The sequence below is a fragment of the Plantactinospora sp. CNZ321 genome, assembly GCF_004217235.1.
In genome coordinates, this window is sequence record NZ_SHKQ01000001.1 from 5,569,123 (window position 1) to 5,592,169 (window position 23,047).

Genomic DNA, 23,047 nt, shown 5'->3' on the forward strand with positions numbered 1-23,047 from the left:
CCGGCACTCTTCGGACACCAGTTCTCCCTCCAGGAACGGAGCGTTCGATGAGACGCTTGACGCGCTGCCTCGCGGTGCTCGGGGCGGTCAGCGGGATGGTGCTGGCCGGGTCCTCCGCCGCCATCTCCTCCCCCGCTATCTCCTCCGCTGCCGATGTCTCGGCCGCCGGGTCCTCGACGGTCGGGAGCAAGACCAGCAGGCCATCGGAGAAGGGCATCGACTGCGTGGTCCAGTACGTGGACGAGCGAGACGAGATCATCCGTACCGGGACCGCACCCGAGGGCCGGGTCTACGGTCAGTTCGACTGCGTCCGCGGACAGTGGGTGTTCGCATGGGATCGGGGCAGGACGGACAAGGCGATTGCGGCCGACGAGATCCGGATCGATCCGTCCGGCGCGGTCTCGGTCCGGCGGTTCACCGGTCCCGCGCTCGGCAACGACCTCACGCTGGGCGAGATCACCGCCATCGCCCAGGCCGTCACCGGCAGCAGAGAGGTGACGGTCGACCGCGCGATCGTAGCCGTCGACGACGGCAAGGAGCGGACCCCCGAGGAAATCGAGGCGCTGCTGGCCGGCAAGGACACCACCGGCGTACGCGTGCTGGACACCATCGAGAAGCCGGATCCGGCCAAGTCGACGAAGGACGTCATCGACGAGGCCGGCGGCACACCCGAGTCGACCGTCGTCTACCTCAGCCTGTGGGGCGCGATCAAATCGGTGTTCGCATGGGTCGCGGACACGATCCACGACATCGGCGAGTGGCTCGACCGGCACTGCGACTGGGCCCCCTCCCCCAACGGCCTGGGCGTGGTGATCGTGTGCCGCTGGTAGTCCTCATCAACCCCGCCAGCAGCGCTCCCGAGACAACGAGGTGAGGACCAGATGACAGCAACGTGGAAGATCACCACCAGAAAGGCCATGATCGTCGCCACGGCCCTGGTCGTCGGGTTGGCGACCGCGCCCGCTCCGTCGGGCGCCGCCGAGGGCGACGCCCGGACGACGGTCACCGACCAGCCGGGTGCTCCGGGAATGATGCTCAAGCGGTTCGAGGAGCTGACCGGCCAGCCCGTCGGCGACCTGGAGAAGGTGCTGGCGATCGACGCCGGCGGCCGGCATCTCCCCGTCGACCAACTGGCGGCGCTCGTCACCGGCGCGGAGATCGACGACGTCAAGGTGCTGGGCACGATGCCGGGCACCCGGGACCTCCTCGACACGACCATGGCCGACCTCGCCGACGGCGTGCACGACGGCAGGGGCGACAGCGGGACGGCAACATCCTCCCTGCTCTTTGCCAACTCCGCACCCGGCGGCCGGGAGTGGTGCCTGACGATGTGCATCGCCAGCGGCAAGACGGTCTGGGAATGCATCCAGGCGCGTCTGGGGGTCGGCCAGATCCTGACTCTCGACCTCTCCGGGGATACCACGGTGCAGGGGACGAAGGCGGCCTTCGAGAGGGCCAACGGCGTTGCCATCAACGGCCCGTACGCGGTGGAGACGCTGATCGGCGACGTCGAGCCCTCGGCCGAGGATATCGAGACGCTCGTCGACGGCAAGGACGTCGACTCGCTGCGCCGGGTGGCGACCCTGGAGGGGCCGGACTCCGGGTGGGCGCTGGCCGAGATCGCCGAGAAGTCGGGCGTGACGTACGCGAAGACGAAGCTCCACCTCTTCACCTTCAGGCTTCCCATCCTCGGGAAGATCCTGGTGGTCTGCGTCTCGCAGGACGACGGCAAGACCTGGAAATGCTCGGCCCGCCAGTGCCCTCTCTGCCAGGATCTTGTGAGACACCGGAGAACCGGATTTTCTGAAGTAGGGCGAGACGGGATCATCAACGATCGTGACCTTGAGCATCGCTGACATGGGCATCGGCCTGGGCGAGGATGGGCGGATGAGTTCAGCCTCTTCACCCCGCTCGGATCGGCCGAAGCGTCGGACGTTCACCGCTGAGTACAAGCTGGCGATCGTGGCCGAGTACGACGGCCTGTCCGAGGCCGGCGCGCGGGGTGCGCTGCTGCGCCGGGAGGGGCTGTATCACTCGCACATCATCGAGTGGCGCCGCGCCCGCGACGCGGGAGCCTTGGCGGGGCCGGCGTCCAGGCCGGGCCGGCGGCCGGGCAAGAGCCCGGAGCAGGCGGAGAACGAGCGGCTGCGGCGGGACAACGAACGCCTGCAGGCGGAGCTGGCGCGGACGAAAGCGGCGCTGGACGTGGTGGGAAAAGCACACGCGCTCTTGGGGTTGCTCTCCGAGAGCGCGGAGCCGACACCCGAACGGCGGCGGCGCGGGTGATCGACGACGCGTTCGCCGAACTGGCGCCGTTGACCTCGACCAAGCGAGCCTGCGACCTGCTGGGCAAGTCGCGGGCCACCCACTACCGGCAGGCCAAGCCCGCGGCGGTGAAGGCGCCGCCGGCGCCGCGGCGCAGACCGGCCAACGCACTGTCGGAGGCGGAACAGGCGCAGGTCCTGGCGGTGTTGCGCTCACCCCGTTTCGCCGACAAGGCCCCGGCCCAGATCTGGGCGACCCTGCTCGACGAGGGCACCTACCTGTGCAGCGAGGCGACCATGTACCGGCTGCTGCGCGCCCACGGTGAGGTGCGCGAGCGCCGCCGCCAAGCGGCGCATCCGCCCAGGGTGCGTCCCGAACTGGTCGCCCACGCCCCAAACGAGGTGTGGACCTGGGACATCACCAAACTGCACGGCCCGTACCGGGGCGTCTACTACGACCTGTACGTGATGCTCGACATCTACAGCCGGTACGTCGTCGGCTGGCAGGTCGCGCCACGAGAGTCCGGCGAGTTGGCCGAGGAGTTCATCGCCGACGCGATCGCCCGTATCGGCGCCGCCCCGAAGGCGGTCCACGCCGACCGCGGCACCTCGATGACCTCCAAGCCCGTCGCCGTGCTACTGGCCGACCTCGGCATCGCCCGCAGCCACTCCCGCCCACGAGTATCGAACGACAACCCCTACTCCGAATCGGCGTTCAAGACCCTCAAACACTGCCCGGCGTTCCCGGACCGGTTCGGCTCCATCCACGACGCCCGCGCGTTCTGCCAGGAGTTCTTCACCTACTACAACCACGAACACCGGCACTCCGGCATCGGCCTGCACACCCCGGCATCAGTGCACTTCGGCACTGCCGACCAGGTCCGCCTCCAGCGAGCCGAGGTCCTCAACGCCGCCTACGCGGCCAACCCCAACCGCTTCCCACGGCAGCCCACGCCGCCACCCATCCCCGGCGCTGCCTGGATCAACCAACCACCAGCCGCCACACAAACAATGTGACCAATCCCTGTCTCATTGATCTTGACAGGTTCCGGTGGAGCGGTTTCTAGCCGTAGTGACCATGAGTGTTGCTGACGGCGTGCCGGCTTGATCCATGGAGACCTCCGGCGAGGTGTGCGGTGGTGACGCCCATGCCAACCGGAGGTCTCCACCCCTGCCCCGCTGCTTGATCTGCGTCACCAGGCCGGCCGCCAGAGGTCGGAAGGCTGGCTGGATCCGGAAGGGGTCCCGATCATGGCCCACCACAATGAACCTTTTTCAACCTCCCCTTGCGGTCCGTCGGAGCGCAAGATCGGACCCGGTGTGTGAGCGCCGCGTGGTTCAGGTCGAAAAGGTTCAACATGGTGCGCGCCCATCACCCGGAGGCGACCGGTGCGATGCGGCTCAGTCCCACCAGAGGACAACCGCAAGCCTCCGCCGGGCCGCGTCTGCGTAGAAGGCACGCAGCGCGACGAGATGCCGGTGCAGATATGGTCCCGGGTGCCCATCGAAGTCGCGCATGCCGATGCTCAGCCGCGCCGAGGCGGCGTCCTCAGGCAGTGCGACCAGCACAGTCTGCGGTTCAGCCTGCCCGAGCAGGCCGGCGACCTCAGCGACGGCGTCGGATTCGAGCGCCGTCACAGGATGTCCGGACACCGATTCCGGTCGGTCGCGGTACGCCGGATTGACCTCCGTGTCGCCACCGAGCCCCCGTCGCAGCCCCGCCAGGATCGGCGGACCGACCCGTGCCAGTTCGAAGACGCCGAGGAGCGGCGCCGGCGCCCAATCGAGATCCAGGTAGTCCGACGAGGACAGCAACTCGAACGAACAGAGCCTGTCCAACTCCTCCACCGAGCCGCGGCACCTGGCGAGCTGCTCGGGCGACAGCCGCGCCAACTGCTGTGTTACCGCCACGCCCGAGAGTCTTCCAGACCGCAGGCCGCCACCTGCCTGCGGTGCGCATTCAACAGACCCGACGCAGGGGTATCGTCGCCGTCGGCCAGTCGCTCGGCGGGAGCGGCAGCGCAGCCATCGTTTCGTGTCGGTGCGGTCAGTGCGTTCGTCGCGCCACGAAGACGTACTCCCGGCCAGGGCGGTCTGCCGCGTCTCGAACGTCGAGGATGGCAAAACCGTTGCTCGTCAGGGCCTCCTCAACCTCTGCACGACTGCGGAACCTGAGGGTGGAGTCGGACCGCACCTCCAGGCCGTCCGAGGCGAACCTGTACGTGTACCGGAAGGAGACATACGGCAACGCCACCCTGGTGACTTCCCTGCGCTGCTCGACCTCGCCGACTCCCGGAATGTTCCGGATGACGGGGCCGGTATCGACGGCCCACTCCTCCCAGGCGCGGCGTTCCGGGCGCCTCGTCTCGAACACGAGATGGCCGCCGTCGCGCAGCGCGCCACGAATGCCATGAAGCGTCGCGCTCCAGTCATCGTCGTCGAGGAACACCTGGGCCACGTTGCCGGTCATCATCGCGAGGTCAGCCGACAGCGCGGGAAGCGTCGTCGCGTCGCCCTGGATCCAGGTGACCGATGCGGCCCCGGGCTTGGACTTCGCCACGTCGAGAGATGCTCCGGCGGGATCCACACCGGTCACCTGTCGTCCGCTTCGCGACAGCAGGATGGCCAGGGACCCTGTACCGCAGCCGACGTCGAGCACGTGACGGGCATCACACTCGTCGGCGACGCGGAGATACGCGTCGAGGTCTGCGCGCTCGCCGTCGAACGTGTCGTAGACAGCGGCAAGGCGCGGATGGGCAAAGATCGCATCGGGCACGGCAGCACCGTAGCGGTAACCAGGTACCCCCGACGAACCTCCGCAGGCGCTCGGCCTGGTCGCGCACCTGAGAAAGCCGCTCGTTGGTCGACCGCCGGGCATCCCAGGCCAACCGGGCTGCTCGACAGCGGGGCGCACCCGCCCTTGCGCTCCGGTCAGGCCGGGCCGGTGGTCAGCGGGTCGTGCACCCGGCCTATGAACAGGGGTACGCCCGTGAGCTGGTCGTGGATGACGTACAGGAACGGCCGGTTGACGAAGAACTGCGGTCCTTGCGGGACCGACGGCGGCGGGATGATGACGGCCGACGCGGCTGCCGCCTCGGTACCCTTCTCGTCCACCGCGATGAACGTCTCGTGCACCACGTCGTCGATGCACAGGGCTGCTTCGGTGCTCATGGCGGTGAAGTCGGCCTGTGACGAGAACGCCGTGGGCATGCCGAGGCTGCTCAGCGCGGCACGCAGCTTGGCCGGCAGGCGGAACGTCCACCGGGGCAGGCGCAGTTGGACGTCGACGAACCGGAACCCGGTCAACAGAGCGCCCAGCCACGTCACGTCGAGGTTCGCCTCGACCGCGGCGAGATCGTCCCGGGTCGGCATCACGATGGCCATGGCCAGATCGCCACCGCCGTAGGGCACGTCGACCGCGCGCCACCCGTCCCCCTCCAGGTAGCCCATCCTGTCGAACGGCCCGCGCATCATCGGGACGTCGACCTGGCTGCCGTCATCCCGGGTGAACGGTTCCAGCACCGTGCCGGTCATCCTGAACGGATATCTCCAGGCCGCCATGAGGTAGGTCGTGTTCGTGAGGATCAGGCTGGTGTCGGTACTCACGGCATCGGGCGACAACAGTTCCGGGATCTTCGCGTTCGTCCGGTCGGACACCCAGGTGTTGATCTCCTGGCGGGCCATCTCCGGCGCACCACGGAAGTCGACCGGGTGCGGCGCCGCACCGTAGTAGCCGGCCAGGGTGTCCCGGAAACCTGGTCGCAGACCCAGATCGCACCGTGTCCACACGGCGTTGGCCGTGCTCAGCCGGGGCTGCCTGACGCCGTCGCCGTCCTGGTACTGGCCGGCGAGCAACTGATCGACGGTGTTGAGCCCGGTGTCGAGCGCGCCGGGTCGCGGATACGGCGCGTGGAGCACGGCATCCATCTCGTCCGCCGTGGTCGAGCCGGCGCCCGCCCTGGTCATCGCGAGCGCGAGCCCGACCGAGTACGGCGCGCACACCACGTTGCCGCCTGGCCGGGTCGACGCCACGGTGCGGTAGAGGTCGGCCGTGAAGCCGCGGAGCGCAACCGCGGCGGCCTCCGCCGCAGCCGGGTCAGGGGGCACACGTACCGGATCCGTCGCCGTGGACGGCGCCCCGAGCCACCGGGGATGTCCCGGGGCGGCGGTAACGGCAGCCGCCACAAGCGGTACGGTCCGCAGGATCGATCGACGCGAAACCATACCGCGACGGTAGAGCAGTCGTACCGGAAGGCGCCAGGTAGAAGCCGTAAATTCATAGAGATTGAACGATGAGTCATCGTCGGAGGTTTCGATGACCATCAGCGTGCCAGCCTCACCACACCCCACCCGGTCGTCGTGACTCTCAGGCGACGCCGGGTACCGCGACGCGACCAACGCCGCAGCGTTCCCGCAAACCCTGGCGGCCGCGGCGGGGCAGGGCAAGCCGTGCGCCGCGACCGAGTTCGGCTGCTGCACGTTCCGCGGCGCAGCCGACGTCGCGGGCGCGGCGGAGCCGGTGGCGTACGACGATGACGGCCGGGCCGCGAAGCTCACCGCCGAGCTGGAGCGCGACGAGGATGGCCAGGCCCGCTACATCCTGGACCTGCTGCGCGACTACGAGGCCGGCGGGGTGGAGGCGGCATTCGTGTACACGTTCGCGAACCGGCACCTGCCGACCACCGACGACCCGGAACGCGACTATGACCTCGCCGCGCGCGGGATCGTCCGCGTCCTGCCGGACGGTTCGTGGACGCCGAAGGCAGCCTTCCACGCCCTCGCCGAATACGGCCGCTCTCCTACGCAGAGCCGGTGGCCACTCCGGCACCGGGACACCCACCCGCCTGACCACGGTATGCACCGCCTCCTGGCACCGCCCACCGCGCACCGCCGGCCCTGGACGGGCGGCTTGTGCCGTCCAGGGCCGGCGGGTGGGCGGAGTTCGCGTGCGTCAAAGGGTCACGGCGTACCGCGGCCGATCGCTTCCCCCGGCCCGCCTGCCTTCAGGGCACCGGTCAGGCGCTGCCTTTGCTACCCGGACCCGGTCGTAGCCGCGCCACTGCGACCAGGTCTTGTACCTGTCACCGACCAGGCCGTCCATGTCGTCGTAGCGCCACGCCGCTGGCCCAGGTAGCGGCAGGCGGGGTCACCGCGATTATCCAAGGCTGTCGAGATGGCTGGTGAGGACCTGGCGAAGCACGGCGGGTGGCAGCCGGTCGGGTTGCAGTACGGCGTTCATGGCGAGGCCGTCGAGCAGCGCGCTGAGTCGCTCGGATTCCACGGCGAGGTCGAGGTCGTCCCGGAGTCGGCCGGCTTGCCGCGCCCGGTCGAGCACCCGGCTCACCACCATCCGGATCCCGTCGTACAGCTTGCGTGCGTGCTCCTGAAGCTCGGGTCGGGTGCGCGCGGCGGTGACGAACGCGAGCCAGACCACGGCCTCCTGCCGACGCCGCTCATCGAGTGGCAGCAGCTCGGCGAGGAGTTCCGCGACCGCGGCGCGCTGATCGATCGCGGGATCGGCCGGGTCCGCACCGAGCAGCCGTTCGACGTGTCCCAGGATGCGCGCGGTCACCCGGTCGCGGAGTGCACCGAAGGCGAAGATCGTCAAGTCGGTGTGACCGGTGAAGTAGTGCCGCACCGAGCCGATGGCCAGGTCGGCCTCGTCGGCGATGTTGCGCAGCGTCGCCCCTTCGAGGCCCTCCCGGTCGATGACCCGGAAGACCGCTTCGGTGACCGCCAGGCGGCGGGCCTGCGGATCCACGACCTTGGGCATGCCACCTTTTTAGCATACTCGTGCTAACGTGTTTTGGCACCGACATGCTAAATCGGGAGGGTGTCGTGGATTCCTCGCTGCTGGCTGCCGTCGTCGTCGTTGGGGTGATCGCGGTCGTCGTGAAGCGCTTCGTGGGTGAGCCGCTGAACGGGCGGGACCTGGCCGTACCACCCCTGGTGCTGGTGGGCATCGGCATCTACGCGCTCACGAAGGTCGACCACCTGACCGGCACCGAGATTGGCTGGGTCGTCGCCGGATCCGTCGTCGGGCTCGTCTTCGGCGCCGTGCGGGGCACCACCGTACGGCTGTTCAGGAAGGGCGGCGTGCTCTGGCAGCGGTACAGCGGTTGGACCGTGGCGGTCTGGGTCGCCTCGTTCGCGATCAGTGCCGGCCTCGGCTATCTCGCGGTACACGCCGGCGTGCGGGCCGAGGCTCGCCCGATGACGCTGTCGATCGGCGTCAGCCTGCTCGGCGAACTGGCCACGCTCGGCAGGCGCGCGCTGTCGACCGGAGTACCGTTCGCGACCGGTCGGCGATGACCGCCGAACGCCGAGACGCTCGCGGCGCGGCCGATAGCTCCACGCCACCGCCCGCGCGACCTTCGGCGCACCGAGGCAGTGGAGTGTCAGTACCTGGTGGCCGCTGCCGGTGGAGCCCGACACCGGGGTGGTGTCGGGCTCCACCGTTCGAGCGGCGATCGGGACGTTGACGAACGGGGGCGCTACCCGATCAGGTTGCGGCACAGCTCAGGGTCGGCGCGCTGTTGCTGCCGTTCCAGGTGCCGAGGAACCCGAAGCTGGCGCTGGCCCCGGCGCCGAGTGAGCCGTTGAAGGCAACGTTGGTCGCGGTTACCGCCGAGCCGCTGGCGCTGATGGTCGCGTTCCAGGACTGGGTGATCGTCTGGCCGTTGGCGAAGGTCCAGGTCACCCGCCAACCCCTGATCGCGGACGAGCCGGCGGTGACCCGTACGTCGCCCTGGAAGCCGCCCTGCCACTGGCCGGCGATGGAGTATGACGCTGTGCAGCCGCCAGTGCTCGGCGGCGGAGTCGTCGGATTCGGCGGCGCCGTGGTCGGATTCGGCGGTGGGGTGACGGGCGGCGGGGTGGTCGGGGGCGGCCAGCCGGGACCGCCGGGCGGCCAGCCGATCAGGCCGCCGCGGTACTGCCCGGCGGTGACGGTCATCAGGCGGGTGGCTCCGGCGACGCTGCCGCCGGTGGTGGCCATGCCGCCGATCGTCGTGCCGGAGAGGCTGCCGCCCAGGTAGACCTCGTAGGTCTGCCCGTGCTGGATCCGGTTGGAGGAGAAGACCACCTCCCGGAAGCTCTTGGGGGCGCGGTAGGAGGCGAGCACCTGGCCGCCGGAGACCAGGTGCAGGAGGGCATTGGCGGGCTGGTTGCTGGACAGTTGCGGGGCGACCCAGCCCTGGCCCGAGGTCGGCGGCAGGCTCAGCACCGCCATCGAGGTCGATCCCGCCCCGAGCATCGTGCCCCCGGTGAAGTAGACCGGGCCGTTCGCGTCGATCGCACCCTCGCCAGGGCTGCCGGTGGTCGGTCCGCTGACCACGACCGTGCCGCCGGCGAAGGTCACCGAGCCGTTGGAGTCGATGCCGTCGATGCTGGAGTTGACCACGGTGGTCCCGCCGGTGACTCGGACGAAAGCGTTCGGTGCCACGTCGAAGTCGCCGTACCCTTCCTCGACGGCGTTGATCGCGTCGTCGCGGGCGGTGACGTTGACGGTGCCGCCGCCGATGGTGACCTGCCGGCTCTCGATCGCCTCGAAGGAGTTGGTGACGGTCACGGTGCCGCCGGAGATGGCGACCGTGTTCTCGCCCTTGATGGCGTCGTCACCCGCGTTCACCCGTACCGTGCCGTTCGTGATGGCGAGCCGCCCCCGGTCCACCTCGGCGTCGTCGGACTTGATGCCGTCGCCGCCGGCGGTGACGTCGAGGCTTCCCCCGGTGATGTCGAGGAAGTCCTTGCCTCGGATGCCGTCGTCGGCCGCGTTCACCGTGATCGTGCCTGACTCGATGACCAGGCCGTCCTTGCTGGTGATTCCGTCGTACGCGTTGCCCCGTACGGCCAGCGCCCCGGTCCCGGTGATCCGCAGGTCGGCGGTGCTGAACAGGGCGGCGTTCGGCTCGTCGGTGCTCGGATCCGGATAGACGTAACTGGTCGCGTCGGTGAGCCGGCTGGTGGTGCCGGCGGCGAGCGTGATCACGACCTCGTCGGCGTCGGTGACCTGCAGCGGCGCGTTGCTGGAGTTGGTGATGGTGGCGCCGTTGAGGATCAGGTCGACGGTGCCCGAGGCGGAGGTGTCGACGTTCAGGTAACCGTCGTTGAGGGTGCCGGTGATCTCGTAGGTGCCCGGTGCGGTGATGGTCACGGCCCGCCCGGCGATGGTGACGTCGGCGCTGGGGCTGGTGGCAGTGGCGCCGGTCAGCGTGATCGGGACGGTCGCCTGCGCGGTGGCCGGTGCCTCCAGCGGGCCGGCGATCAATACGATCGCGAGCCCGGTGGAGACGATGCCTCTCAGCGGGATGCGTTTCATGAATCTGTCCTGACGCAGATGGATGGGACGGGAGGTGCATGCAACACATTGACAACTATAAATGAGTGACGACAGTTTTCGGGGCCATCGTCGATGATCGATTCGTCCGCCTCGCCGGATGGCAGCGCGACGGCCTCGCCCGTGCTGGTCGAGCAGGGGCACCGGCGTCACCACCGCGCAGATCGCCCGGGCGGCGGGCGTCGGGGAGGCCATCGTCTTCCGCGCTTCGCGGACAGGAACGAGGTTCTGCAGGCCCGCATCGCCGCGGTGCTGGATCCGGCGATCGTCCAGCAGAAGCGGCAATCGGTCTCGGTGGAGCAGCCGTTGGTGGCGCGCCCGGTCGAGGCGATGGAGGCCTTGCACGCGCTGTTCCCGGGTGGTGCGGTGCCCGCGCGATCCGGGCGGGCCCGGCGTGACGCCGAGCCCGCCCGTCCGGCCAGCCTGTCTCAGAGGTACTCCATCAACCCGTCACCCGACAGGCGTAAGGCTGAACCGCTGGTTGGTCTGTCCATGACAGTCGTACAACTGGATCTGCGCCCCGTTGGCCGTACTCCACGCATCCAGACACCGCCCGGACTGCACCCCACTGATCGTCCCGTTGGAGTTGACATTCCACTGCTGGTTGGCCTGACCATGACAACCGTAGATCTGCACCGCCGCACCGTTACCAGAACCCGCCGCATCCAGACACATATCGCCGTACACCCGCAACTGCCTGTCCGAGGTGTACGTCCACGACTGGTTCGACTGCCGGTTGCAGTCGTAGAGCTGCACCCGGGTACCGTTGCTCCGCGACGCGTTCGGCACATCCACACACCGACCCGACTGCGCACCACGAATCTCGGACGCCGAACCCGGCGGCACGGTCGGCGACACGGTCGGAGTCACCGGAGGCGTGGTCGGCGGACTCGTCGGGTTACCGGTAGCCGGCGGGGTGGTCGGGTTCACCGGCGGAGTGGTCGGTGGGGTCGTCCGGTCCAGGCCGAAGAACTGGATGGCGACCCGTGCCATACCGCTCGACGGGAGGCTGTGCCCGGCGCCCTGGATCGCGTACGCCTCCACCTGGGTGCCGAAGCGGCGGCGGTTCCAGTTGGCCTGCGGGGTGTCCGTGGACGTCGGGTTCTGGCTCAGCCCGTGCACGTTGGTCCACTGCTCGATCGACTCCTGGAGCAGCGAGTACGGCACCAGGGTGTCGTTGGTGCCGTGCCACAGCTGGATCGGCGGGCGAGGTCCCGTGTAGCCGGGGTACGCCGCTCGAACCATGTCACCCCACTGCTGGGGGGTCCGGTTCATCGAGCCGTTGGTGCACGGGCCGCCGGGCGGGTAGGCAGCCGCGTTGGCGAAGCAGTTGAAGGGCACGCCCATGAAGGACGCACCCGCCTTGAACAGGTCGGGATAGACCGCGAGCATGTGCTGGGTCATCATGCCGCCAGACGAGCTGCCTGTGGCGTAGACCCGGTTGATGTCGGCGCCGTACTGCGTCCGGGCGTAGTTCACCATCGACTCGATGGAGACCGGGTCGCTGCCACCACCGCGACGCTTGGACGCGTCCGACCAGGTGTCGAAGCACTTACCGAATCCGGCCTCCTGCATGGCGCTCGGGTAGATCACGATGAACCCGTACTGGTTCGACAGCGAGGCGAACTCGCTGCCCGAGTAGAAGCCCGGCCCCGACCCGCCACAGCCGTGCATGGCGACCACGATCGCCGGGTTGGCGGGCCGGTTGTCCGGCACGTAGATGTGCATCCGCATGCCGCCTGGGTTGTTGCCGAAGTTGGTCACCTCGACCAACGACGCTGCGGACGCCGGCGGAGACAGGGCGACAACACCCACGGCGAGGAGCAGGGAGCTGGCCAACCCAGCCACCGCCGCCCTGGTTCGTCTCATGACACCTCCATCGATGACGATTTATCGAAAACACTAGACACTCCGCTGACGACCGTCAACTAATCGCCTAATGTTGCCGAGCCCGAGAGTGTGATCCCGCACGACACGTGCCACACCGACCAGCTCAGCTCGATCAGGCATGGGAGTTCGGTGATCCGCCCGCGGCTCCGACGCCGTCAGGTCCGGCACCAGCGACCCTGCGCCCCGACCTGCGCCGGTGGCGGGTTACCTCCGGGTCGTCGATTCGAAGGCCGCCGAGCTGCTGGACCGGATGTTCCCGGCGACTGACGAGATCACCGGCGGCTCGGCCGCGGTGCCGGCGCCGCAGTGGAGCGCCCTGGACCCGCCTCGGCAGGATGCCGTCACGGCCGGACCCGCCCGGCTGTCGCTACGGATGCGGGCTCTCAGCCCGGTCTACCTCTCCCGAAGCGATCCGGACCGCTACGCCGACGCGCGCCGCCACCTCGCTGCCGCCGGCGGAAGAGCGCGATTGATCTCGATACTCCGCGAACACGCATACGGGATCTGGACAATACAGGGGGTGAGAGTCGACTCTAGACTCGGTTGTAGTCGTCACTCGCCGAGGGGGCCAGATTTTGATCAATCAACCATCGGAGACGGCGTCACCCACCGAGGATCTGGCCGGTGGCCTGCGGTCGCTGCAAGACCGATCCGGCAAGACCCTTCGCGAGTTGCAGTCGGCAACCTTCGCCAGCGACTCGGCACTGTCCCGTTACCTGTCGGGCCGTATCGTGCCGCCGTGGAAGGTGGTGGCCGCGTTGTGTGAGCAGGCCGGTGCCGATCAGGGCGAGTTGCGGCCGCTGTGGGTGCGGGCCCGCGCGGCCCGGCGGGCCTGTCGCTCCTCCGCGCGCCCCCTGCGTGAGCTGAGCACGGTCGAGAATCATCTGGGCCGGATCTCGCGGGTGACAGCGGACGCGATCAGCGAGGCCCGGGCGCGGGGTGACCAGGTGCCCGAGCACCTGCTGACGGTGCTGCGGTTGAGTACCGACGCGGCCAACCGATTGCGGGTAGCGCAGCGGCTGATCAGCTCGTCGTGAGGCCGCGCAGGACGTCGATCGATGACGGTACGAAGTAATAGCCTCCACCGAACGGCAGAACGTACCGCTGCAGCGCCTCGCCAGTCAGGCGGTTCTGCACCGTGGCGAACCCCGCCTGGACGTCCCGCTGGAAACAAATGAAGATCAACCCCTGATCGAGACCTTTCCTGTACGAGTAGCCGCGTCGCAGGATGCGATGGCGCTCGCTACCGGGGGTGCGCGGATCCGCCCGCCGGATGTGCGAGTCGAGCGGTGTGCTCCGCCCGTCCGGATCGGCGTCGTAGGAGACGTGTGCATCCTCGGTGCCGCCGGACAGCGGCGTCCCGTCGTCGCGCCGGCGGCCGAGAATCGCCTCCTGGTGCGACACCGGGTCCCGGTCCCACAGCTCGGTGGCGAACCTGATCATGCGCACGACCTGGTACGTTCCGCCGGCCGCCCACGCTGGCTCGCCGTCGCGCGCCCACACCACACGGTCCATCAGCGCATCGTCGCGGGGGTCGGGATTGCCCGCACCTTCCCGGAAACCGAAAAGGTTGCGGGTGGTCGGTAGCCCGCCAGGTGTCGTACGGTTCTCCGCCCGGAAGCCGTCGCACCGCCAGCGGGCCGTGAGCCCCTCCGGCCTCGTCAGGTCGGCCGCGACGGCGGCGACCAGATCGCGGCGCTCGGCGCAGATCTGCAGCAGCAGGTCGCCGTGGCACTGCGCCGGATCGAGCACGTCGTTCGGGAACGACGGCATGGCGGTCAGGTGCTGCGGGCGTACCTCGGAAAGGCCGAACCGGTCGTCGAACAGCGAAGCGCCGGCCGCGACCGTCACGGTCGCGGCCTTACTCGCGTGCACCTGCGCGACCAGCGTCGCTATCCGACCGAGAGATGCGCCCAGGCCGGCGCCGGCCACGTCGAGGGCGATAAGCGTGGCGAACTCCGGCGGCGGCGTCACGACGCCGGGCTGGTGGACGATCGCCGGCGCCGGCGCGGGTGCAGCCCTGGACGAACAGCCGGCGAGCGTGGCGCCGGCCGCTACCGCGAGCATCGTTCGTCGCCGCATGCGGCCATGATAGGGCGCGGCCGGAGGTCGAGCCGAGAGCCGGAACGAAAGCGGGACAAGCCCGGGACGGCGCGCCGCGATCTCAGCCGTCACGGCGGACGTGCTCGACGCAGCGCGTCGACCTGACCGCCACACCACAGTGGATCGTGGGAAAGCGTTCGAGGAAAGCGCGTCTGACCTGCGTTGTCCCGCTCTTGTCCCGCATTCACACCAAATCATCGATGTCGATCTACCAACCCGGCGACAATGACTCATCGTGTGCGAACGGGGGAGGACACGCATGATTCGACGTCGGTTGCTGGTGGCGGTCGCTGCCGGTCTGGTCATCATCACTTCGCTGCCCCACCCCCCGAGGGCCGAGGCGTCCCCGCAGCCACCAGCGCGAGCCGTCCCGACCGCGCCCGCCGAGAGGGGACCCGCGCCCACCGCCGCAGCCGCCCCGGCGGACTTCGCGTATGACGCGGCCGGGCAGCTCCGCGGAGTCAGCACGTCGGCCGACGGCGCCGGAGCGCGCTACTCCTATGACGACGCCGGCAACCCCACCGGGGTCACCCGCTCGCCGGCCGGCGCGCTGACCGTCACCGCTATCACGCCCAGCCGCGCACCGGTCGGCGCTTCGGTGACGATCAGTGGCACCGGCTTCACGGCCTCGACCGGTGACAACACCGTGCGGTTCAACGGCACACCCGCGACCGTCACCACGGCATCGACTGCCAGGATCGTCGCTGTCGTGCCGGCCGGTGCGACCAGCGGCGACGTGACCGTGACGACCGGTTCGGCCACCGCGAGCAGCCCGTTCACCGTCACGGCAGCGACCCCCGCGCCGACCGTTTCCGGGTTCAGCCCGGCGACCGGCGCCGAGGGCACGACGGTAACGGTCACCGGCAGTGGGTTCTCTGTCGAGCGGGAGCAGAACAACGTTTCCTTCGGCCGTACCCGAGCTCGGGTCACCGCCGCCTCCGCCACCAGCCTGACCGTGCTGGTGCCTGGCGCCGCTGTCTCGGGGAAGATCAGCGTCGCCACCCCCGGCGGGCTGGCCACCAGCGCAAACGACTTCGTCGCGGTGTCCCAGCCGTTCGTCGCCACGGACATCGGTTTCACCGGGGCGTTGGCGATCGACGGCTCCGCCACCGCGGTGAGCTTCAGCAACGCGGGCAAGGTGGCCGTGCTGCGCTTCAACGGCACCAAGGGTCAGCGGCTCAGCCTCGGCCTGACCGGGTCCACCGTGGGCGACATCGCGATCTATGGGTACACGCCGTATGGCGGGTCGATCGGCCGGGACGAGTACGACTCGCCGTGGTTACAGTCGGAATCTCGGGGTGGATGGTCGATCACGCCGTTGCCGACCAGCGGCACCTATCAGATCGTGCTCAAGCCGACCTCGACCACCGCCACTGGCGCGGTGACCGCGACGCTGTCCAGCAACGTCCTCGGCACCCTGACCTTGAACGGCGGGGCCACCCCGGTGGAGTTCGCCCGCGCCGGGCAGCAGGCCGAGTTGAGCATCGACGCGGCCGCCAACCAGCGCATCGGGCTCGGCGTCTCCGGCGTCACGCTGCCGTCCGAGTCGATGACGGTGGAGGTACGCGACCCCAACGGCGTACCGGTGGTCTGGCCGCGCGCCGGCAGTTACGGCTACTGGCGGCACATCCTCAACCTGCCGCACTTCGATGTCGACTTCACCACGGTCGGCGCAGGGCGCTACACGGTTCTGTTCCGCAGCGCCGACCTGGCGACCGGATCGTTGTCCATCACCGCGTCGACCCCGCACGACGCCGGATCGATCACGGTCGGCACCACGCGGTCGGTGACCGCCTCCCGGCCGGGGCAGGACTCACGCCTGACCTTCGCCGGCACCGCCGGGCAGGGTCTCGGCCTCGAGTTCACCAACTACACCATGCCCTACTACCCGCGGGTCGAGGTCACCGCGCCCGATGGCAGCACGCTCGCCACCATCGGGGTGCAGGCCAGCTGGACGGATCTGGGGGTGCTGCCCGCGACCGGCACCTACACACTGACGATCAGTACGAATTCGGGCACCGGCACCTACACGCTTGGGCTGTGGCAGCCGCAGAGCGGGGGTTCGCTCAGCCTGACCGGCGCCGGCACCAGCGTGTCGTTCTCGGCCGGGCGGGCGGTCGCGCTGACGGTCGCCGGCACCGCCAACAGCGAGGTCACCCTCGCGTTCAGTAGCTGGGCGCTGCCTTCCAAGGGTCGCATCACGATGAGCGTCGTCAACCCGGCCGGCGTCGTGGTCCACGACGAGTACGTCTACAGCCTCAGCGCCATCACCGTGACCACCGCGACCGCCGGCAGCTACCGCGTCGTGCTGCGCCCGGCTGCGGGCGCTACCGGCTCGGTGCTGGTCACCGCCTCACCGACAATCGCCGGTGGCGCGCTGACCCTCGGCACCAGCAAGACCGTCACCTCGTCGCGTCCCGGCCAGCCGACCAGAACCACCTTCACCGGCGCCGTCGGCCAGCGGCTCAGCATGGCGGTCAGCGCCTACAACTACCAATACCAGGTCTGGATCGACATCACTCGGCCGGACGGCACGACCGTCTATTCCGGATGGTTGGACGATGTGTGGCGGGCGCTCGAACCACTGACGGTGGCGGGCACGTACGGGCTCGCCGTGCAGCCACGGGCGGCGACCAACGGCTCCCTGACCTTCGCGCTGGTGCAGTCGGTCGACGCCGGCGCCACCGCGATCGGCGGCGCGGCCAAGGCGCTGTCCGTGACGACCGCGGGCCGCTACGTGGACACCACCCTCACCGTCACCGCCGGGCAGCGGCTGTCCTTCGGCTTCACCAGTTGGACCTTCGCGTCCTCGACCCTCTACGTCCGGCTGGTCGGCCCGACCGGCGTGATGGCGATCAGCGAGACCATCCCGAAGATCATCGCCCTGGACACCTATCAGCTCACCGCGGGCACCTACCGGCTGTCGGTCATGCCGACCGACCGCGGAACGGGTTCAGTGACGGTGACCGCGTCCGCCCAGATCTCCGGCGGCGCCTGGGCTCTCAACGCGGCCAAGACGCAGAACGTCACCCGCGTCGGTCAGAGCACTTGGTATACCTACGCGGGCACGAGTGGGCAGAATCTCGCCATCGGGTTCACCAACGTGACCAACCCGTACTATCCGTCGGTCTGGGTTCGACGGCCGGACGGCGCCGCGCTGAGCTGGCTGGCCGGCGGCGCGACGGTCAACATCCCGACGCTGCCCACCACGGGCACCTACGAGATCCTGATCAGCCCGAACTCGAACACCGGCAGCGCGACCGGCACCCTGCGCACCCGCACGGCCGCGGCGGCGCAGACCCCGGACGCTCACCCGTCGAACACACAGCCACACCTGGCCACCGGCGCCGCCGTGCCGGAGAAGGTCCAGAGGGCCGACTCGCCGCACGCCAAGCGGTACCCGGCCGAGCTGCTTCCGCCGGCCACCACGTCGGCGCAGGCGGGCGCGGCCTGGCGGCCCAGCAAGCTCAACCTGGCCGGGCACGGCTGGTCGACCGGGCGCGGCGCTCCGCAGCAGCAGCTCGCCAACCCGCTGCGTGCCGGGCCCGGCGTCACCGCGCTCTCCGGACGCGTCCGCACCATCGACGACAAGCCGCTCGCTGACGTCACGGTCAGCGTCGACAGCACCAGCGTGCGCACCGACGCCAACGGACAGTTCCTGCTCGAGGGCCTGCGGGCCGGGCATCGGGTACTGCGGGTAGACGGCGGCACGGCCTCGTCGCCGGAGCGCGCGTTCGGGTTGCACGACATCGGCGTCGACCTGAGCGACAAGCAGACCACCGTGCTGCCGTACACGGTCTGGCTCACCCAACTGGACACGAAGAACACGGTGAAATTCGCCTCGCCCGCCAAGGGTGAGGTGACCATCTCCAGCCCGGTCATCCCCGGCCTCGAGGTCAAACTGCCCGACGGTGCCGTGGTCCGGGACGTGAACGGCAAGGTGGTCACCGAGCTCGGCATCACCGCAGTTCCGATCGACCGGGCACCCTTCCCGCTGCCCCGCTCGCGGGTGCCCAGCTACTTCACCGTGCAGCCGGGCAGTTCGTATGTGTTCCCAACCGGTGTCCGGGTCATCTATCCGAACTTCACCCACGCCAAGCCCGGCGCGTCGATGGACTTCTGGCACTACGACCCGGCCGGCAAGGGCTGGTTCATCTACGGCAAGGGCACCGTCACCCCCGACGGCAAGCGCGTCGAGCCGAACAAGGGCACCGAGGTCTACCAGTTCACCGGCGCGATGCTGATCACCCCGGCGAGGACCCGCCGCCGGAAGCCCAGCCCCAGGCCGCCGGTGGCGGCCGCGGCGGCGACCCGGTCGACCTCGGCACCGGTCTGCTCCTCGACGAGCACACCGACCTGACCGTCGACGACGTCATGCCGCTCCAGGTCAGCCGCACCTACCAGCAGAGCGACACCGGCCGGCGCGCCTTCGGCGTCGGTTCATACTTCAACTACAGCCTGGACCTCTACTCGGAGAACCGCTTCTACGAGTGCTGGCTGGTCCTGCCCGGCGGCAGCCGCATCCGCTACCACCGCGTCAGCCCCGGCGGCGAACCACCCAACGGCTACATCAACAGCGTCTTCGTCGCCGACCCCACACCGAGTGAGTTCGGCGGTTCGATGCTGACCTGGAACGGCGACGGCTGGGACCTCAAGCTGCGCGACGGCACCACCTACGTCTTCGGTGACGAGGCGCCGCTGCAGGCCATCCGCGACAGGTTCGGCAACACCATCACCATCACCCGCGCACCTTCGGCGCCGTGGACCGACGGCATCACCCGCGCCCGCGGACCGATAACCCAGGTCACCTCCCCCAACGGCAAGTGGATCAAATTCAGTTACGACGCCGGCAACCGGATCACCCGCGCCGAGGACGTCCTCGGCCGGTCGGTCCGCTACACCTACCACAGCGACGGCCGGCTGCACACCGTCACCGACGTCAACCAGGGCGTCACGACCTACACCTATGATGCCGGTCGCCTCAAGACCATCGAGGATGCCCGCGGCACGGTCTACCTCACCAACGAATACGACGCCAACGGGCGGGTGCGACTGCAGACCATGCCCGGCGGCGCCACCTACCGATTCGCCTACACCACCAACGCCGCCAACAAGGTCACCGCGACCGAGCTGACCGACCCGAACGGGCACGTCCGGCGGGTCACCTTCAACGACGACGGCTTCATCACCAGCGACACGGCAGCGTACGGCACGCCGCTCGCCCGGACCGTCACCATCACCCGGCAGCCGGGGACGAACCTCGCCACCGCGTACGTCGACGCGCTCAACCGGCGCACCGAGCTGACCTACGACCCAGGCGGCGAGATCACCACGATCACCGAGATGTCCGGCACCGCGAAGGCGCGGACCAACACGATCGAGCGGAACGGCCCGTTCGGCCAGGTGAGCAAGATCGTCGACCCGCTGCAACACGCCACCACCTTCGGCTACCGTCCGGACGGTTCGCTGCACACGGTCACCGACGCAATGAACCGCGTGATCACGCTCGAGACCAACGAGTCCGGGCAGGTCGTCAAGACCATCGACAAGGCGAACAAGACCACGCAGTACGGATATCACCTCGGCGACACGGTCTCCGCGACCGATCCGCTGGGCAACGTCCGGCGGTCGTTCGCCGACGCGGCCGGCCGGTTGATCCGCTCGACCGACGCCCAGGGCGGCGTCACAACCGCCACCTGGGACGGGGCCGGTCGGCTGAGGTCACTCACCGACCCGCTCGGCCGGACCACCACGTCCGAGTACGACGAGAACGGGAACCTGCACCGGGTCACCGACGCCCGGGACCACACGACGGTCTACATGTGGGACGACTCCGATCGGCTCTTCGAGATCACCGACGCGCTGAACCGGACGACCCGCTACACCTACGACCGGAACGGCAACCCGGAGACGGTTCGCAGTGCCGCCGGCAAGCTGACCGTCTACGGCTACGACGCACTGGACCAGATCACGTCGATCCGCTACGGCGTAGACGGTGACGCCGAGGAGAGCGAGGTCGGCTACACGTATGACGCGGCCGGCCGGCGCCGGACCATCGTGGACTCGGCGGCCGGGACCATCACCATCACGCCGGACGACTTCGACCGGACCGCCGACGTCACCGATTCGAACGGCACGGTCTCCTACGGCTACGACACCGCGGACCGGCGCATCTCGATGACGGTCGCCGGGCAGCCCGACACGACCTACGGGTACAACGACGCCAACCAGCTCACCGAAGTCACCCGCGGGGCACAGACCGCGACCATCGGCTATGACACGGCCGGGCGGCGTGCCTCGCTCTCGTTGCCGGGAGGCGTCGCGCAGACCTACGGGTACGACGACGCCAGCCGGCTGACCGCAATTACGTACAAGTACGGCACCAACACTCTCGGCACGATCGGCTACACCCTCGACGCGCTCGGCCGGCCGGTGCACGTCGACGGTGCGTACGCGCGGGTCACCTTGCCGGAGGCGTCCGGGCCGGTCACCTATGACGCGGCCGACCAGCGCTCCGGCAGCACGTACGACGACGACGGGAACGTCATCGCCGACGGCGACGCGACGTACGCCTGGAACGCGCGTAACGAACTCACGCGCTTCACGCGCGGGGACACGACCGTCTCGTTCGGGTACGACGCGTTCGGCCGACGGGCCAGCCGCACGGTCGGCGCCACCACCACGAGCTACCTCTACGACGGGTTCAACGCGTTGCAGGAGAAGAGCGGCGACGCGGTCCTGGCCACCATGCTCACCGGCGCGGTCGACGAGGTGTTCTCGCGTAGTACCGCCGGCGGCTCGCAGTCGTTGCTGACCGACGCGCTGGGCAGCACGATCGCCACGACGGACGGCTCGGCGATCGGCGGGGAGTACACCTACGACCCCTACGGCGGCACCACGGCGACCGGCAACGATCTGGGCAACCCGACGCGGTTCACCGGCAGGGAGGACGACGGCGGCGGGCTGTACCACTACCGCAACCGCTACTACGCGCCCGGCCAGCAACGGTTCATCAGCAAGGACCCGCTCGGGCTGAGCGCGGGCGGCACCAACCCGTACGCGTACGTCGCCAACCAGCCGACCGCCCAGGTCGACCCGATGGGCACGAAGCCGAAGAAGCCGAACAACTGCGGCGGGGGCCCGAACCTGCCGGACGAGGACCCCGACGACCCGCGCAAGATCGTCGAGGACACCGCCCAGGAGATGGCGGACAAGGGCTTCGAGGAAATCGACCAGCGGCTGACCGACAGCCAGCGGGAGGCGTTGAAGGACGAGCCGTGGCTGATCGATCGCTTCCGCGGCTCCGAGGTGCACAAGATGACCCGCGACGCGCTGAAAGAACGCTACGGCGACCGGTTCGACTACCGCACCGTCGGCCCGGACTTCCTCGACACGCTGACCGGGAAGCTGATCGAACTCACCACGCCGGGCCAGGTGTCCGCGCACAAACTGAAGGGCACGGACAAGACCAAGAAGGGCTACGACCCGGCGTACGCCACCTGCGACTACGCCACCTACCAGTGGACGAAGTAGCGTGGCCGCAGGCACGAGCGGAAGGTGGGGCCAAGATGCCGGATCGGCAGGTCGTCAGCGTCCGACACGAGCAGGTGGTCGGCGCCGACTACTCACGGCGGACGCTGGACCAGTTCGTTTCCGTCGGCTCGACCTTTACCGACTGCCGGTTCGACCGGACGCGCATCAACGACGCGGGCTTCGGCGCGGGGATGGAGCAGACGGAGTTCGTCGACTGTTCCTTCGACGGCACGTCGCTGCGGGCGCTCGGCGGCTTCACCCGGTTCGTCAGGTGCGCCTTCCGAAGCGTGCGGGCGACCCAGGTGGTGCCCGACTACCTGGAGTTCGTCGACTGCACGTTCAACGGGCGGATCACCGGGCTGCGGTTCTGGGGCGGCCCGCTCAACGGCGCCGGACGTTATGCCGCCACCGTCGACGCGCAGCGGGGCGCCGGGAGCCTGCCGGTGCCTCCGGGCTATCGGGAGCTCGTCCTGCGTGAGCGGAACGAGATCCACGGCAACGACTTCAGCGATGCCCAGCTCGTCAAGGTGGAGTTCCGCTTCGGCGTGGACCTGACCGCGCAGAAGCTGCCGGTCGGGGAGGACTACGTCTACGTTCCGGACCCGGAAACCACGGTGTCGGCCGCCGTTGCCGAGCTGGGGCGCAGCCCTTCGGAGTACGCTCCCCGGGCACAGGAGTTCCTGATCAGCCTCATGCAACGCAGTGTCGGCGCGGGTCAGCGACAGCTGTGGATCCGCCCGAAGGACTTCGAGCGCAAGGGCGCCGTGCCCACCTACATCGCCCTCGCCGCGGACACCCTCCGCCACGTCCAGTCCTGATCCGTGCGAAGCCGGTTCCCATACCGCGCCAGAACCAGCACACATGGTGTGATCTGGGAAGCTGGCAGGCTGCCACAGAAAGCTGCACATGACGTTTCGAC

General features: G+C 69.2%; 16 protein-coding genes. 8 read left to right on the forward strand and 8 right to left on the reverse strand.

Annotated features, from left to right (window positions below; translation table 11 throughout):
• Window positions 1-47 precede the first annotated feature (47 nt).
• From EV371_RS23980 to EV371_RS23995, 3 genes are all read left to right on the forward strand, one after another.
• Entirely contained in the window at window positions 48-830 is a 783-nt protein-coding gene (locus tag EV371_RS23980) for a hypothetical protein (RefSeq protein WP_130464048.1), read from the forward strand.
• 51 nt (window positions 831-881) lie between these two features.
• A complete protein-coding gene (locus EV371_RS23985) occupies window positions 882-1,856 on the forward strand; it encodes a hypothetical protein (RefSeq protein WP_130464049.1) in 975 nt (324 codons plus the stop codon).
• A gap of 1 nt (window position 1,857) precedes the next feature.
• Window positions 1,858-3,281 (forward strand): IS3 family transposase gene (locus tag EV371_RS23995; RefSeq protein WP_486484910.1). Its coding sequence is split into 2 segments (ribosomal slippage): window positions 1,858-2,209 and window positions 2,209-3,281, totalling 1,425 coding nucleotides; the frame shifts between segments, so codons are not numbered across the junction.
• 384 nt (window positions 3,282-3,665) lie between these two features.
• On the opposite strand, the gene EV371_RS24000 is transcribed toward EV371_RS23995, so the two are convergent.
• From EV371_RS24000 to EV371_RS24020, 5 genes are all read right to left on the reverse strand, one after another.
• Entirely contained in the window at window positions 3,666-4,175 is a 510-nt protein-coding gene (locus EV371_RS24000) for a DUF1877 domain-containing protein (protein ID WP_130464050.1), read from the reverse strand.
• 136 nt (window positions 4,176-4,311) lie between these two features.
• The gene (locus EV371_RS24005) at window positions 4,312-5,040 is read right to left on the reverse strand and encodes a methyltransferase domain-containing protein (protein WP_130464051.1); all 729 of its coding nucleotides are present in this window, start codon (window positions 5,038-5,040) and stop codon (window positions 4,312-4,314) included.
• A 155-nt stretch (window positions 5,041-5,195) separates the two neighbouring features.
• Complete coding sequence (locus tag EV371_RS24010) at window positions 5,196-6,488, reverse strand: serpin family protein (RefSeq protein ID WP_165436824.1); 1,293 nt, start codon at window positions 6,486-6,488, stop codon at window positions 5,196-5,198.
• 142 nt (window positions 6,489-6,630) lie between these two features.
• Window positions 6,631-7,125 carry a hypothetical protein gene (locus EV371_RS33935; RefSeq protein ID WP_207230592.1) on the reverse strand — a complete coding sequence of 165 codons (495 nt, stop codon included), beginning with the start codon at window positions 7,123-7,125 and terminating at the stop codon, window positions 6,631-6,633.
• 294 nt (window positions 7,126-7,419) lie between these two features.
• A complete protein-coding gene (locus tag EV371_RS24020; protein WP_130464053.1) occupies window positions 7,420-8,037 on the reverse strand; it encodes a TetR family transcriptional regulator C-terminal domain-containing protein in 618 nt (205 codons plus the stop codon).
• 65 nt (window positions 8,038-8,102) lie between these two features.
• On the opposite strand from EV371_RS24020, the gene EV371_RS24025 reads away from it, so the two are divergent.
• Window positions 8,103-8,576 carry a CcdC protein domain-containing protein gene (locus EV371_RS24025; RefSeq protein WP_207230593.1) on the forward strand — a complete coding sequence of 158 codons (474 nt, stop codon included), beginning with the start codon at window positions 8,103-8,105 and terminating at the stop codon, window positions 8,574-8,576.
• Window positions 8,577-8,766: 190 nt separating this feature from the next.
• Here EV371_RS24025 and EV371_RS24030 read toward each other — a convergent pair whose 3' ends face one another.
• Both EV371_RS24030 and EV371_RS24035 read right to left on the reverse strand, forming a co-directional pair.
• Entirely contained in the window at window positions 8,767-10,584 is a 1,818-nt protein-coding gene (locus EV371_RS24030) for a carbohydrate-binding domain-containing protein (protein ID WP_130464055.1), read from the reverse strand.
• A gap of 468 nt (window positions 10,585-11,052) precedes the next feature.
• The gene (locus EV371_RS24035; RefSeq protein WP_130464056.1) at window positions 11,053-12,471 is read right to left on the reverse strand and encodes an extracellular catalytic domain type 1 short-chain-length polyhydroxyalkanoate depolymerase; all 1,419 of its coding nucleotides are present in this window, start codon (window positions 12,469-12,471) and stop codon (window positions 11,053-11,055) included.
• A 596-nt stretch (window positions 12,472-13,067) separates the two neighbouring features.
• Here EV371_RS24035 and EV371_RS24040 point away from each other — a divergent pair.
• Entirely contained in the window at window positions 13,068-13,529 is a 462-nt protein-coding gene (locus EV371_RS24040) for a helix-turn-helix domain-containing protein (RefSeq protein ID WP_130464057.1), read from the forward strand.
• Here the strand turns inward: EV371_RS24040 and EV371_RS24045 are convergent.
• On the reverse strand, window positions 13,516-14,667 hold the full coding sequence (locus EV371_RS24045) for a Dyp-type peroxidase (RefSeq protein WP_207230594.1): 1,152 nt from the start codon (window positions 14,665-14,667) through the stop codon (window positions 13,516-13,518). The two genes, EV371_RS24040 and EV371_RS24045, sit on opposite strands and share 14 nt — an antisense overlap.
• Window positions 14,668-14,854: 187 nt before the next feature.
• On the opposite strand from EV371_RS24045, the gene EV371_RS24050 reads away from it, so the two are divergent.
• Genes EV371_RS24050 through EV371_RS24060 form a run of 3 tightly spaced genes read left to right on the forward strand, consistent with a single transcriptional unit; the run spans window position 14,855 to window position 22,946 of the window.
• Window positions 14,855-18,955: an IPT/TIG domain-containing protein gene (locus EV371_RS24050; RefSeq protein WP_130464058.1), complete on the forward strand. Its 4,101-nt coding sequence runs from the start codon at window positions 14,855-14,857 to the stop codon at window positions 18,953-18,955.
• On the forward strand, window positions 18,952-22,128 hold the full coding sequence (locus EV371_RS24055; protein ID WP_486484963.1) for an RHS repeat-associated core domain-containing protein: 3,177 nt from the start codon (window positions 18,952-18,954) through the stop codon (window positions 22,126-22,128). Before EV371_RS24050 ends, EV371_RS24055 begins: the two co-directional genes overlap by 4 nt.
• Before the next feature lie 35 nt (window positions 22,129-22,163).
• Entirely contained in the window at window positions 22,164-22,946 is a 783-nt protein-coding gene (locus EV371_RS24060) for a hypothetical protein (RefSeq protein WP_130464060.1), read from the forward strand.
• Window positions 22,947-23,047: the final 101 nt, after the last annotated feature.

What these genes read in the sequence shown, in the direction of transcription:
- EV371_RS24050 (WP_130464058.1), top strand. Translation starts at nt 14,855, where the DNA reads ATGATTCGACGTCGGTTGCTGGTGGCGGTCGCTGCCGGTCTGGTCATC.
- EV371_RS24035 (WP_130464056.1), bottom strand. Translation starts at nt 12,471, where the DNA reads ATGAGACGAACCAGGGCGGCGGTGGCTGGGTTGGCCAGCTCCCTGCTC.
- EV371_RS24020 (WP_130464053.1), bottom strand. Translation starts at nt 8,037, where the DNA reads ATGCCCAAGGTCGTGGATCCGCAGGCCCGCCGCCTGGCGGTCACCGAA.
- EV371_RS24060 (WP_130464060.1), top strand. Translation starts at nt 22,164, where the DNA reads ATGCCGGATCGGCAGGTCGTCAGCGTCCGACACGAGCAGGTGGTCGGC.
- EV371_RS24030 (WP_130464055.1), bottom strand. Translation starts at nt 10,584, where the DNA reads ATGAAACGCATCCCGCTGAGAGGCATCGTCTCCACCGGGCTCGCGATC.
- EV371_RS24010 (WP_165436824.1), bottom strand. Translation starts at nt 6,488, where the DNA reads ATGGTTTCGCGTCGATCGATCCTGCGGACCGTACCGCTTGTGGCGGCT.
- EV371_RS23980 (WP_130464048.1), top strand. Translation starts at nt 48, where the DNA reads ATGAGACGCTTGACGCGCTGCCTCGCGGTGCTCGGGGCGGTCAGCGGG.
- EV371_RS23985 (WP_130464049.1), top strand. Translation starts at nt 882, where the DNA reads ATGACAGCAACGTGGAAGATCACCACCAGAAAGGCCATGATCGTCGCC.